The organism is uncultured Campylobacter sp., assembly GCF_938045625.1.
Classification (GTDB): Bacteria; Campylobacterota; Campylobacteria; order Campylobacterales; family Campylobacteraceae; genus Campylobacter_A.
This window is the reverse complement of sequence record NZ_CALIAV010000064.1, coordinates 1-13607: the sequence shown is the minus strand read 5'-3', so window position 1 is coordinate 13607 and position 13607 is coordinate 1. Positions and strand designations below refer to the sequence as shown.

The following is a 13607-nucleotide window of genomic DNA, read 5'->3' as shown; positions in this document are numbered from 1 at the left end:
GAAGACACTCGACATGCACGTGTCGTGGCTGCGCCGCAAGCTCGGCGACGACGCGACTGACCCGCACTACATTACGACCGTCCGCGGGATGGGTTTCCGCTTCGAAAACGCTCGCTGAACGCCGCTGAGGGAGGCTCGTCATGCGCGCACGCGCGGTGAGGATGATCGTCTCGGTCGTCGCCGTCGTGTGCGTCCTGATGGGCCTACCGGGTGCGTTCTTTGCGTCGGCGTCCATATGGACCTCTGAGCAGCGTAGCCTCGAGGTTCAGTCGCAGCTCATCCTGCAAAATATTGAGCGCCGGCGCGTCGCGGGGGAGGGGAACGACCCTGCGACCCTGGCGTCGCTGGTGGCGGATCAAGCAAACAGCCGCGGCGGTGAACTGAGCTATCGCATCAAAGTACCCGACTCCAACATTGCGACCAACGGCAAGGTTATTTCGGGACGGACCATGACCGCTGTGGCTTCCTCACCCTCTGGAGTGTCTGTCCAGCTCACAGCATCGGCATCGAACGCGCTGGGGCGCATTGCGTGGACGTGTTCGCTGTTTGGCGGTGGCATGGCCCTGTCGATGCTGATCGGCTGGCTCATGGCGCGTGCCTTGTCGCGCGATCTGTCCGCGCCCCTCATCTACCTGGCTGCCCAGGCTGAGCAGATCGGTTCGGGTGGCGTGCGCGCCCGTGTCGAAAAGTCCGGCATCGAGGAAATCGACCTGGTCTCGGAGGAACTGGCTCGCACCGGTGAACGCATGGCGGGCCGACTCGCGGCCGAGCGACAGGCCGCCGCCGATGCCTCGCACCAGCTGCGTACCCCTCTGACGGCGCTGTCCATGCGCCTGGAGGAGATCGAATTGATCTCCACAGAGGACGAGGTACGCGCCGAAGCCCACACCTGCCTCGAACAGGTCGAACGCATGACGAACGTCGTGACGGAGCTCCTGGACGTCTCGCAGCGACAGACCAGCCAGACCGAGGCCATCCACATTCTCGAGGTCTTCAATACAGCCCGCGAGGAGTGGGAGGATCAGTTCGAGGCGGCCGGGCGCTCGCTCGTTTTCCTCGACGAAGCTGAGCGCCCGATCCTCGCTGACGCCGGGAAGCTCGGCCAGGTCCTGGCCACCCTCATCGAAAACTCGCTGCGCTACGGCGACGGGACGACGCGTGTGTGGGCGCACGCAGGCACATCCAAACGCGGAGTCATCATTGAAGTGAGCGATGAAGGCGAGGGCATCGATGAGAGCCTCGCCCCCGATATCTTTGAAAAAGGCGGACACTTTATGAGCGCGGACGGCTTTAACGAATTTGAGTTTATATTAAATTTATTTAAACTTAAAGACAAAAAATTATCATAAAATAATAACTAAAAAGTAAGATTATTTAAAAAAAATTACTATAATGTGCATTTTGATTTACTAAATTTATGTTCAAGGATCTGTTTTGAGCGAGTTAAAATCCCTATTTTTCAGTATGACGTCGGCCGTCGTGCTACTTGTTATATTTGCTATCGGTAGCGGCGCAGCAACGATAATAGAAAGCTACTACGACACAAAAAGCGCGTGGGCGGCGGTTTACGGAGCGAGTTGGTTCGCTTTGGTGCAAGTTCTTCTAGGCATAAATTTAGCTTACAATATTTTTAGATATAACCTTTTAAGAAAAGAAAAACTGCCCGTTTTGATATTTCACGTTAGCTTTTTATTTATGCTTTTAGGTGCTGCTATGACGCGATATCTTGGCTTTGAGGGCAACATCCATATCAGAGAAAACGAAACCTCAAATGCGGTATTCGGATCCGTTTCTAGAATAGAAATCGCAGCCGAAAAAGACGGTCAGATTTACTCAAACTCGATCCCGAAACAAATCACTTCCGTCGGCTCAAACGACTTTAACTTGCCGCTTGAAATCGCGGGCAAAAAAGCAAATTTAACCTTTGACGGATACTACAAAAAGGCCGAAACCGAGTACTACGAAGCGGAAAAAGGCGAGCCGCTCGTTAGGCTTGCAGTCTCAAGCCCAGACTCAAAAGAAGAGATAAGCCTGCAAGCCGGCGAAACTCGCGAGGTAGGCGGCGTTAGCTTTGCATTCGACGCGCAGCCGCTACTTGAAAATTTCGTCAAAATCGAGCTAAAAGAGGGCAAATTTTATCTAACTTCAAACCAAAATATCAGCTACTTTACGATGGCGACGAATGAAAAAGGCGAGTACGCAAAAGACCAAGCGACCGAGTTTTTACCGATGCAGCTCTATACGGTCACGGACGTAAATTTCGTACCTAAATCATTATTAACCAAAGCAGCCAAGCGAGTCGTGAGCAAAAACGGCGAATATGACGCATTGGTGGCAAATTTGACGTTTGACGGGCAAACCCAGCAGCTCATGCTCTATGAAAACAGCTACATACCTGCTAAAGCTAAGATCGACGGCGTACTTTTTAACGTTTACTGGGGCTCAAAGATGGTCGAGCTTCCATTTTCTTTAAAACTTGAGGACTTCGAGCTTAAGCGCTATCCGGGTTCAAATTCGCCGATGAGCTACTCTAGCGACGTTATCGTCGAAGACTCTAGAACCGGAAACTACCCGTATAAAATTTACATGAACCACGTACTAGATCACGACGGATATAGATTTTTCCAAAGTAGCTACGACCAAGACGAACTTGGCACCGTACTATCGGTAAATCGCGATCCGGGTAAGATTCCGACCTACATCGGCTACTTTTTGCTGGGTTTGGGACTATTTTTCAACGTCGTAAATCCTCGCTCTCGCTTTAGAAAACTAGCTAAAATGATAAACGAGGATGCCGTTAAAAAAGTCGCGAGCTTTGTTCTAGTAGCCTGCTTTGCGGCATTTGCTCCGAGCAAAACCTACGCGGCCGATAACGCTAGAAACATCGATGCAAACCACGCAAAAGAGCTCTCTACGCTAATTATCCAAAGCGCCGACGGCAGAATGAAGCCTTTTGACACTGTCGCAAGGGAAATTCTAAACAAGATCCACCGCAGCGATACGCTAGACGGCCTAAATGCAAACCAAGCCATACTTTCGATGATGATAAACGCCCCATACTGGCGCGACGTACCGATAATCTACGTCGGAAATAAAGAGCTAAAAAAGCTAATCGGCATAGACGAAAAGGCCAAATACGCGAGCTATAACGACTTTTTTGAAAGCGATAAAGACGGTAAAATCACCTACAAACTCAACAAATTTGCCGAAGCAGCAAACCGAAAAACGCCGGGCGAGCGCGGAACATTCGATAAAGACTTGCAAAAAGTGGACGAGCGCCTAAACATACTTTATATGGTGTTTATGGGCGAGATCTTTACGATGTTTCCAAAGATGGACGACCCGAATAACAAATGGTACGGCATAGCCTCAGCCATGATGTATCTTCCTAAAAACGAGAGCGAACCGATCGGCAGGATGCTAAGAAGCTACTTCACTAGCGTTGCCGAAGCCACCGAAAACAACAACTGGCGCCGAGCAAATCAAGCTCTAGCCGAGATAAAAACCTATCAACAAGAGCACGGCAAAAAAGTCATCCCAGGCGAAAAACGCGTCGAGATGGAGCTGTTTTTTAACGAGTATAAAATTTTCGAGTCGCTAACGCCGATATACCTTTTGGCTGGGTTTGGGCTTTTATGCTTCGTGTTTGCTAAGATGGCAAGGCCTAAACTAAATATCAAATGGCTATTTGGTATCGTTTACGGCGTAAATATCTTGGCGTTTTTGCTGCATACTTTCGGCATAGGCATACGCTGGTATATCGCCGAGCACGCGCCGTGGAGCAACGCCTACGAGTCGATGATTTATATCGCTTGGGCGCTTAGCTTATCAGGCCTAGTATTCTCTCGCCAAAGCCCTATAGCTATGGCCCTAACCTCGATTTTAGCGGGCGTTACGCTATTTGTCGCGCACCTTAGCTGGATGGATCCGCAGATCACCACTCTAGTGCCGGTACTTCAGAGCTACTGGCTAACGATCCACGTTTCAGTCATCACGGCTAGTTACGGATTTTTGGGACTTTGCTCGCTACTGGGTATGTTTACGCTCGTACTTTTTGCTCTGCAAGGCAGCAAGGAGCATAAAGAAATTTCGCGAAATATCCTAGAGGCCACGCGCATAAACGAGATGGCGATGATACTGGGTCTTAGCCTGCTTACGATGGGCAACTTCCTGGGCGGCGTTTGGGCGAACGAGAGTTGGGGTCGCTACTGGGGCTGGGATAGCAAGGAGACGTGGGCACTGGTTTCTATTCTCGTTTACGCAGCAGTTCTACACATTAGATTTATCCCTAAACTAAACAGCCAGTACGCATTTGCCGTTACTTCGATGTTTGCTTATTGGTCGATCATAATGACCTATTTTGGCGTAAACTTCTACCTAAGCGGCATGCACTCGTATGCTGCGGGTGAGCCGATACCGGTGCCGACTTTTGTATGGGTGGGTGCACTTTTGATGGTCTTGATAGCGGTCTTGGCGTATTTTAGAAAACCAGATAAAACAGTGAAACTATAATGAATCAAACTACTATAGTAATAATTCTAGCGACGATTCTTTTGATGCTCGTCGCTTCCCTTGTTTTTATGGCGGTTAAGCTAGGTAGCGACAAAATCGCAGCCAACAATGCGGCAAAAGAAGCCGCCAATCGAGGCATCACACTAGATGATTTACTCGCCGTAGCAAACGATCCAGGCACTAGCAAAAATAAGTTATTTTCTATTTTGAGGACGTTTTCTTCAAATTTTAGATTACCGCCCAAAAAAGACGGCGTAGCGCCCGAGGATGCAAAAGAATATTTAAATTTTGTTCTAGCCATAGCTTCGCATAAAAACGCCGACGCCAAACTAATAGCTTTTATGACTAACGAACTAAAAAAGAAAAATCCTGAATACGCAAGAGAGATCGATACATACGAGCAAAAAGGTATGTCGCAAACAAAAAAATGAACTCTAGCTAATTTATTTTGTTCTAAATTTGCTATTGAGTTCTGATTTTAGATAACCAAAGACTCCCATAAATAGCCCCCCCAAAAAAACACACAAACTAATATAGAGTACTTAGGCGGTAAATTTTAACGGGATTTGATTTTAATAACCGCCTAAAAATCGCCAAATAAACTTACTTTACAAACGGCAATTCAAATTTAATCCACTCGTAGTCAAGTCCGATTTTCGTCACAGCCTCGTAGCAAATCGCGCTAAGAAGCCCCGCAAAAAGCCCTGCTAGCATATCATCACCCATCACGCCCAGCCCGCCTTTTACGTTTTTGTCGATGCGGCCGATCACGGATGGCTTTAGGATGTCAAACGCCCTAAAAAACAGAACCGAGAGCGCAAACTGCACCGCCGTGGCGCCGCTGATAGAAATCGCCAGCCAAACGCCAGCAACCTCGTCTATCACGATACTGCCGTGATCGTGCACGCCGGTTTTTGCTTCATAATCGTCGATGATCTTGATGCTATATAAAAAAAGACAAATCGAAACTAAAAACAGCGTGGAAGCGGGCAAAAACATCAAAAATCCATACGCCGCAACTGCGCCAGCTAGCGAGCCCACCGTACCGGGGGCCTTAGGACTCAGCCCAGCGCCAAAAAACGTTAAAAATAACCTTTGCATATTTTTCCTTGAAATCAAATTTAAATAATGTAGTGCTTTCGTTCGCCGATTTTTAGTGCGATTTTAGCAAATTTAACGCGCAAATTTCAAAATTCGGACGCCAAATTTTCGCGGATTTCGGATATTTTCAAATTTGACGGCAAAATGCGCTAAATTTATTAGATTTTACAACCGCAAATTTCAATCCGTACTTTCAGCAATCAAATTTAAAATTTCCAAACTACAATACAAATTCGCCGCAACGCTGTGCAATATCGTCAAATTTAACGTCAATCAAAGCACGGACGCCTTACGCCAAACAAACCGCGCTACCCTCCGCGCAATAAATGTATAGCGTCAAATTTTAGAGTTTTTGCGGTGCAGGTCTCGGCGAGTAAAATTTGCAAATTCGAACGCAAAAGCAAAGATAAGATATCGCAAAACGGTCAGCTCGCAACGCTAATGCAAGCACTCGCTCAGTAAATTTTAGCGGCGACAAAACGCGTAGTTTCCCGAGCTAAATTTAACTCTTCCACTGCTTCGCACTGCAAATTTGCTGCCCCTGAAAAGCGACCTCAAGCGCAGCGAAACTGCACAAAATCTCTCTCAAAACGAGCCGCAGTATAAAAGCTAAAATTAAGCAAAAAAGCGCCAAATGAACAACGCATGCATACAGCAATAAACGATATTTCGACGCAGTAAAAGCTAAAAGCAAATTTAAGTCAGCGACGTCGTCTGATAAAGCTTCATCAAATTTTCGTAAAACTCCCTCTCCGTCTGCTTTTCGAGCAGCCCGTTGCTAGGAAAAAGATCGTCGCAAAGCTTTTGGATATTTTCAAATCGGTTCGGAAAAAGCTCGCTCAGTATCATCGCCGAGATGTCGCGCCGCATGAGAATCGCAGGCGGCAAGATACCCGCTAGCAGTAGCGTTTTTAGCGTCTGGGCGTGGTATTTGATATGGTGATGCTGGCCGTGCGGGCAGGTCTTAGTGCTAACTAGCGTCTTGCACTCGTCGCAGTAGACGAGCTCTGGCAACACGACGATATCTAAATTTAGATCGTTTTTGTAGCGTTCTAGCACCGTGTGAGCGACGTTGTGATCGTAAAACATACCGATACCGGCGTGATTTTGCCCGACTATGAGCTTATGGGCGCCCAGCCTATGTGCCGCGATGCACTCTAGTGTCGGATTTAGGTGCGAACTAAAGAGATTTGAGTTCTCAAAAGGCACGATGATCAGGCGGTTTTTGGGGACGTAGTTTTGGATGAAGTATTCCAGCACGCTTTTTTTGAGAGAAAAGCTCATCATCTCGTCCGCGCCGTGGCTTTTTAGTAAAAACAAAAGCACCAGATCGGAGCTATCTATCGTCATCCTGATGAGGCGCTCGTGCGCGCGGTTAAATGGCTCCGCAGTTAGCATGATCGCCGAGATTTTGCGGACGTTTTGCTCCCTTTTGACCTCTTCGATCAGCTTTCTTACCTCGGCTAGCTTGTCGTCGCAGATTTTTATCTCGCCGCTTACGGCCAGTTCGCCGCTTTGGCTTTGCTGTGCGGGCGCGGCTTCGTTAGCGCGAAAGATATTTTGCGAGCTTTTTTCGGCGTTAAATTTAAAAACCTCGCCGACCTCGATATACCCCACGACCTTACCGCCGTTGATAAGCTCGATATGATCGCCCTTTGAGGCGTTTTTTATAGTTTCTTGATTGCGCTTGCCGTGCGGCGCAAAGACGAAAGTATATGGCATCGGCTCGCCGGCCAAAAAGCCCGTCTCGTAGATCTCGTTCGCCTCTTTTTCATTCATCAGGCGGTTAAATTTGCTAAAAATTTGATTTTCTATGAGATCAAGCGCGCCAAAAGCCTCGTCGTTTATCCAAACGGCGTTATTTTTTCTTGACGACGTCATATTTTTTCCTCTTTTCCCAAAGCGATTTGCGCGAGATGCCTAGCTTTTTGCTAAGCTCGGTGTCGGGGTATTTGTCCTGATAGTTTACGATGATGTGCTTGATGTAGTCGTCGATCGTCAAAATTTCGTCGATTTGAAAATTTTTCTCATCGCTTGTGATGTTTAGCGTCTCCATCGGCGTCTCTTCGTTCGGATTGGTCGAGCTTGCGATGATCTTGCGTTTGGCGGCGAGAGATACGATCTGATTTTTGGCCTCTTGGCGTAAAATTTGAAAATTTGAAAAGTACAAAAGCGTGCGCGGATTTGCCGCGGCGATAGCCTCCACGTCGATTCCGGGTTCTAGCGGGACGTATTTGAAGCTCAAATTTAGCGCCTTTGCGTACTCAAAAACAAAGTTATCGGCGTTTATCATTTTATTGCATTTGATGAGAAGCGGCAGCTTTATGCGCTTAAAGTCGAAATTTAGCGCCGAAACCGCCTTAAAATGATAGTTTAAGTAGTCCTGATAGGTTTTTATAAATGTTTGCAGCCGCCTAAACTCCTCAAAATGTTTGATCTTTCGCACCAGCTCCTCGATCATAAACGGCTTTTGTATGTAGTCGCTCGCACCCGCTTTTATCGGGATCGAGACGGTGTCGTTGCTGATATAGGTGATGAGCAGGATGACGACGGAGTCTTTAAATTTTTGTATGATTTTTAGCGTCTCGTCGCCGGCAAACGCACTAGAGAGCAGCACAACGTCAAAGTGCACGTCCTTAGCGCCCTCCTTTGCCTTCTGCTCGGGCCCACTTTTCATCGCCTCCGCCGCGCTCCTTGCGATCTCGCACTCGTAGCCTAGATCTTCTAGCTTTGATGCGATGCTTTGGGCTAGGTAGATTTCGTTTTCTATTATCAAAACTCTCATTTTTTTACTTTCGTCGTTTTATTTTTGCGTCCAGTCGTAAATTTTTAGACTCGCCGACGCCGTGGCGGCTATACCTTCGCCTCGCCCGGTAAAGCCTAGCTTCTCGGTCGTCGTGGCCTTTACGTTTATGCGGTTCGGGGTTAAATTTAGCGCATTTGCGATGTTTATTTCCATCGCAGATTTAAATTTACTAAGCTTTGGCTTCTCGGCGATAACGGTGACGTCGGCGTTTATCAGCTCAAAACCGACACTTTGAACAAGCCTATATGCTTCTTTTAGTAACACAGCAGAGTCCGCTCCCTTAAATTTATCGTCGGTATCGGGGAAATGCTCGCCTATATCGCCGAGTCCGGCCGCTCCTAGTATGGCGTCGATTAGCGCGTGGATAGCTACGTCGCCGTCGGAGTGGGCCTTTAAATTTCGCTCGAAAGGAATTTTCTCGCCGCCGATTGTTACGAAACTTCCCTCTTTTTTCTCTTCTTCAAAGGCATGCACGTCAAAGCCGTTTCCCACGTAAATTTCACTTGACGGCGCACCAAGGCCGCAAATTTTAGAAAGGTCGTCTTTAAATGTGATTTTTCTCGCGTTTTCATCGCCCTGCACGTACCAAATTTTACCGCCCGCAGCCGCTATCGCCGAGCTATCGTCGGTGTAAATTTGACCTGATTCAAGCGCGCTTTTTAGCATTGCTGTGCGCGAGAGCTGCGGCGTCTGGATGAGCTTGATCTGCTCTCTATCGACGGCCTGGGACCCTAGATAAACGGTATCTGGCACTTTTAGCGCAGGCACGACGCAGTCGGCATTTTGGATGCCGCCCATTATACGCGAGAAAAGCTCGGCGCTAATCATCGGACGAGCGATGTCGCTAACCAAAACATATTCGCTTTGAACGAGCTTAAGAGCGTTTTTTAGGCTCTCTTGACGGGTCGCGCCGCCTTTTACGAAGCGATACGACGGGGCAAATTTGCTCATATATTTTTCCTCGTTTGAGGCGACGATTATCTCCTTAAAAGCGTAGTGCGAGCTTAAATTTTTAGCCGCAAAGAGCCATAGCGGATCGCTTCCGACGCGCAACCACTGCTTTTTAACGGGCATTTCAAAACGGCTGGAGCTTCCGGCTCCGAGCATTATCAGCGTAACGTCTAGCAAAATTTCTCCTTTGGCGAAGTGTTACGATATTATACATCCCAAAAGCTTGTTTTTATCTTTTTTGAGTAAGATTAGAACCAAAATTTTAAGGAGCGAAACATGAAAGAATTTCGGGTCAAATTTGACTCCGCCGACAAAACTCCGACGCAGATGTACTACGCTAAAAAAGGCATCATAACGCCCGAGATGAACTACGTAGCGCAGGCTGAAATGCTAGATCCCCAGCTCGTTAGAAGCGAAGTCGCCGCAGGCAAGATGATAATCCCTGCCAACATCCATCACGAAAATTTGCTCCCGATGGCGATCGGCAGAGAGGCAAAAACCAAAATCAACGCAAATATCGGCAACTCGAGCCTAAGCAGCGATATCTGTGCCGAGCTTGAAAAGCTGCAAATTTGCCTAAAATACGGCGCCGATACGGTCATGGATCTAAGTACGGGCGGCGATTTGGATGCCATTAGAAGCGCGATAATCGTAAACTCGACCGTCCCCATAGGCACCGTACCGATGTATCAGATCATCCATGATATAAAAGAGGTGGAAAATTTAACCGCTAGCGACATCCTAAAAACGCTTGAAAAGCAGGCGAGCCAGGGCGTTAGCTACTTTACGATACACGCGGGCTTTTTGCTCAAATTTATGCCGCTGGTCGCAAAGCGAAAGATGGGTATCGTTAGCCGCGGCGGCAGCCTAACTGCTAGTTGGATGATGCATCATCATAAAGAAAACCCGTTTTACGAGGCCTTTGACGATATTTTAGAAATTTGCGCCGCTAACGACGTCGCGCTATCTCTTGGCGACGGACTGCGCCCCGGCTGCCTATACGACGCGACCGACGAAGCTCAGCTTAGTGAGCTGCGGGTTTTAGGCGAGCTCGCGCTACGCGCATGGGAGAAAAACGTGCAGGTGATGATCGAGGGGCCGGGTCATATTCCTTTAAACCAAATAGAGTATAATATGAAAATCGAACGCGAGCTGTGCCACGGCGCGCCATTTTACGTGCTAGGGCCGCTACCTACGGACATCGGCGCGGGGTATGATCACATCACTTCGGCTATCGGCGGGACGATGGCGGCCTTTTACGGAGCCTCGATGCTGTGCTACGTGACGCCTAAAGAGCACCTAGGCCTACCTAACGCAAACGACGTCAGAGAAGGCATCGTAGCACATAAGATCGCCGCTCACGCAGCCGACGTCGCGCTAGGCAAAGCACGCGCTATAGAGCGCGATCACGCGATGAGCGACGCTAGATACGCTTTTGACTGGAACAGGCAGTTTGAGCTAAGCCTAGATCCCCAAAGAGCGCGCGAGCTACATGACGAGAGCTTGCCGCAAGAGTCGTTTAAAAAGGCAGAATTTTGCTCGATGTGCGGGCCTAAATTTTGCGCGTATAAAATTTCAAAAAATCTAACGAAGGAGAAAAATGTTAAGTAAAGAGGATGTCTTAAATAGACTAAAAGGCGTGATATATCCAGGCTTTGAGAAAGATATCGTGAGCTTTGGATTCGTAAAAAACGTCGAAATCGGCGAGAAAATTTTAATCGAGGTCGAGATCGTAAGCTCAAATCCGGACGTAGCAAACGAGCTGCGAACCGACATAAAGCGCGTGATGGGCTCAAACGAGTGCGTCATCAATATCATCCAACCAAAAATCCCCGAGGAAAAAAGCAACAGCCAAAGTGGTAAAAACATCGCTCCGCAGATCAAAAATTTCGTAATGGTAAGCTCGGGTAAAGGCGGCGTGGGTAAGAGCACTACGACGCTAAATTTAGCTATCTCTATGGCAAAGCTAGGCAAAAAAGTAGGCATCCTAGACGCCGATATCTACGGTCCAAACATCCCTAGGATGCTAGGCGAAGTAGGCACGCAGCCTCAAGTCGTCGGCAACAAGCTAAAACCGATCCTAACTCACGGCGTCGAGATGATGAGTATGGGCGTGCTAATGGAAGAAGGCATGAGCCTCATCTGGCGCGGCTCGATGATCATGAAAGCTATCGAGCAGCTGCTAAAAGACGTATTTTGGAGCGAGCTGGACGTGCTGTTTCTTGATATGCCTCCGGGAACGGGCGACGCACAGCTAACTCTAGCTCAAAGCGTACCGGTGACGGCTGGCGTGTGCGTCACGACGCCGCAAGTAGTAGCGCTTGATGACAGCAAAAGAGCACTTGATATGTTTGAAAAGCTTCACATCCCAATCGCCGGCGTGATAGAAAATATGAGCGGATTTATCTGCCCTGAAAGCGGCAAGGAGTATGATATATTTGGCAAAGGTACGACCGAGGAAGTGGCAAAAGCTTATAACACCGAAGTGCTAGCCGAGATACCTATCGAGCCTGCCGTTAGAGTCGGCGGCGACAGCGGCAAGCCGGTGAGCTTTTACGAGCCAAACTCCGTCACGGCTAAACGCTACGAAAAAGCGGCGGCTAGACTGTGGGAGATAATCAAAAATATCAACGATGATGGCGGCGCGGACAACTCGTCTATCCAGCCCGTGATGGACGGCAAGAGCGCTTGCTCGAAGTAAAATTTAAAATCTAAAGCCCGAATTTACTAAAATTTGGGCTTTAACTCTCGCAAATTTACAAATTTAGGAGAAGGACGATGAAAGCGATCGTAACGGTGATCGGTAAGGACAAGGTTGGCATTGTGGCGGGCGTTTCGGCTAAGCTCGCGCAGCTTGGGCTAAACATAGACGACATCAGCCAGACGGTTTTGGACGAGTTTTTTACGATGATGGCGGTGGTTTCCAGCGAGGAAAAGCAGGACTTTACGGCTCTAAAGGGGGAGCTAAACGAGCTAGGCGAAAAGCTAAAAGTAAAGATCAACATCCAAAGCTCGGCGATCTTTGACGCCATGCATAACATCTAAGGCCCCGATATGGACATCAAAAACGTAACCGAAACGATCGCGATGATCGAAGAGCAAAATTTCGACATCCGCACGATCACGATGGGCATCAGCCTGCTTGACTGTATCGATCCAGATATCGACAAGGCGGCGGAGAAAATTTACGCAAAGATCACAGACAAGGCGCGCGATCTGGTAAAGGTCGGTAATGAAATTTCAGCAGAGCTCGGCATCCCGATCGTAAATAAGCGCGTCTGCGTAACGCCTATCGCCATCATCGGCGCGGCGACAAACGCTACCGACTACGTCCCGCTTGCTAGAGCGATGGACGAGGCGGCCAAAAAGGTCGGCATCGACTTTATCGGCGGCTTTTCAGCGCTCGTGCAAAAGGGCTACGCAAAGGGCGATAAAATTTTAATCGACTCCATCCCCGCCGCGCTTGCCGCGACGCAAAAGGTCTGCTCGTCGGTAAATATCGGCTCGACCAAAACAGGCATAAATATGAGCGCGGTCGCCGATATGGGGCGCGTGATCAAAGAAACCGCGCGGCTTTCCGATCTTGGCGCCGCCAAACTCGTAGTGTTTGCTAACGCCGTCGAGGATAACCCCTTTATGGCGGGCGCATTTCACGGCGTGGGCGAGGCTGAAGTCGTCATAAACGTGGGCGTTAGCGGCCCGGGCGTCGTTAAACGCGCGCTTGAGAAGGTGCGCGGGGCGAGCTTTGACGTGGTCGCCGAGACCGTGAAAAAGACGGCGTTTAAGATCACTCGCATCGGACAGCTCGTCGGTCAAATGGCGTCCGAGCGCCTTGGCGTGAAATTTGGCATCGTAGATCTCTCGCTAGCTCCGACTCCGGCGGTGGGCGATTCAGTCGCGCGCGTGCTTGAGGAAATGGGCTTAGAGCGCGTCGGCACGCACGGCACTACTGCGGCTTTAGCGCTACTAAACGACGCGGTCAAAAAGGGAGGCGTGATGGCATGCAATCAAGTAGGCGGACTTAGCGGCGCGTTTATCCCCGTCTCCGAAGACGAGGGCATGATCGCTGCGGTGCGCGCAGGATCGTTAAATTTGGAAAAGCTCGAAGCGATGACTGCGATCTGCTCGGTGGGGCTCGACATGATCGCGATCCCTGAGGACACGCCCGAGCAGACGATCGCTGCGATCATAGCCGACGAGGCCGCGATCGGCGTGATAAATCAAAAAACGACCGCCG

General features: G+C 49.0%; 12 protein-coding genes. 8 read left to right on the top strand and 4 right to left on the bottom strand.

All coding sequences use genetic code 11. The features are described 5' to 3' along the window. From Q0386_RS10205 to Q0386_RS06790, 4 genes are all read left to right on the top strand, one after another. The coding region (locus tag Q0386_RS10205; RefSeq protein ID WP_367272399.1) for a helix-turn-helix domain-containing protein at positions 1-118 on the top strand (118 nt) is incomplete at its 5' end. A gap of 22 nt (positions 119-140) precedes the next feature. Further along, entirely contained in the window at positions 141-1349 is a 1209-nt protein-coding gene (locus Q0386_RS06800) for a HAMP domain-containing sensor histidine kinase (protein ID WP_299028916.1), read from the top strand. An 85-nt stretch (positions 1350-1434) separates the two neighbouring features. Next, positions 1435-4512, top strand: coding sequence for a cytochrome c biogenesis protein CcsA (gene ccsA, locus Q0386_RS06795; RefSeq protein WP_299028914.1), 3078 nt, complete (start codon positions 1435-1437; stop codon positions 4510-4512). Then, entirely contained in the window at positions 4512-4943 is a 432-nt protein-coding gene (locus tag Q0386_RS06790; RefSeq protein ID WP_299028911.1) for a fatty-acid--CoA ligase, read from the top strand. The genes ccsA and Q0386_RS06790 overlap by 1 nt, the downstream gene beginning before the upstream one ends. Positions 4944-5115: 172 nt before the next feature. On the opposite strand, the gene Q0386_RS06785 is transcribed toward Q0386_RS06790, so the two are convergent. The 4 genes from Q0386_RS06785 to Q0386_RS06770 all read right to left on the bottom strand — a co-directional run bounded on the left by Q0386_RS06785 (position 5116) and on the right by Q0386_RS06770 (position 9547). Further along, the gene (locus Q0386_RS06785; RefSeq protein ID WP_002953632.1) at positions 5116-5613 is read right to left on the bottom strand and encodes a phosphatidylglycerophosphatase A; all 498 of its coding nucleotides are present in this window, start codon (positions 5611-5613) and stop codon (positions 5116-5118) included. 696 nt (positions 5614-6309) lie between these two features. Continuing rightward, a complete protein-coding gene (locus Q0386_RS06780; RefSeq protein WP_299028903.1) occupies positions 6310-7494 on the bottom strand; it encodes a sulfate adenylyltransferase in 1185 nt (394 codons plus the stop codon). Beyond that, complete coding sequence (locus tag Q0386_RS06775) at positions 7472-8398, bottom strand: response regulator (protein ID WP_299028900.1); 927 nt, start codon at positions 8396-8398, stop codon at positions 7472-7474. Before Q0386_RS06775 ends, Q0386_RS06780 begins: the two co-directional genes overlap by 23 nt. An 18-nt stretch (positions 8399-8416) precedes the next feature. Continuing rightward, positions 8417-9547 (bottom strand): bifunctional 2-C-methyl-D-erythritol 4-phosphate cytidylyltransferase/2-C-methyl-D-erythritol 2,4-cyclodiphosphate synthase, encoded by a 1131-nt coding sequence (locus tag Q0386_RS06770; RefSeq protein WP_299028897.1) that lies wholly within the window; start codon positions 9545-9547, stop codon positions 8417-8419. A gap of 99 nt (positions 9548-9646) precedes the next feature. Here Q0386_RS06770 and thiC point away from each other — a divergent pair, with 99 nt between their 5' ends. From thiC to Q0386_RS06750, 4 genes are all read left to right on the top strand, one after another. Then, a complete protein-coding gene (gene thiC / locus Q0386_RS06765) occupies positions 9647-10981 on the top strand; it encodes a phosphomethylpyrimidine synthase ThiC (protein WP_299028894.1) in 1335 nt (444 codons plus the stop codon). Further along, positions 10971-12071: an Mrp/NBP35 family ATP-binding protein gene (locus tag Q0386_RS06760; protein ID WP_299028891.1), complete on the top strand. Its 1101-nt coding sequence runs from the start codon at positions 10971-10973 to the stop codon at positions 12069-12071. The genes thiC and Q0386_RS06760 overlap by 11 nt, the downstream gene beginning before the upstream one ends. Positions 12072-12148: 77 nt before the next feature. Next, entirely contained in the window at positions 12149-12415 is a 267-nt protein-coding gene (locus tag Q0386_RS06755; RefSeq protein WP_004321567.1) for an ACT domain-containing protein, read from the top strand. 9 nt (positions 12416-12424) lie between these two features. Next, positions 12425-13607: PFL family protein (locus Q0386_RS06750; RefSeq protein ID WP_299028888.1), on the top strand; the 1183-nt coding region annotated here is incomplete at its 3' end.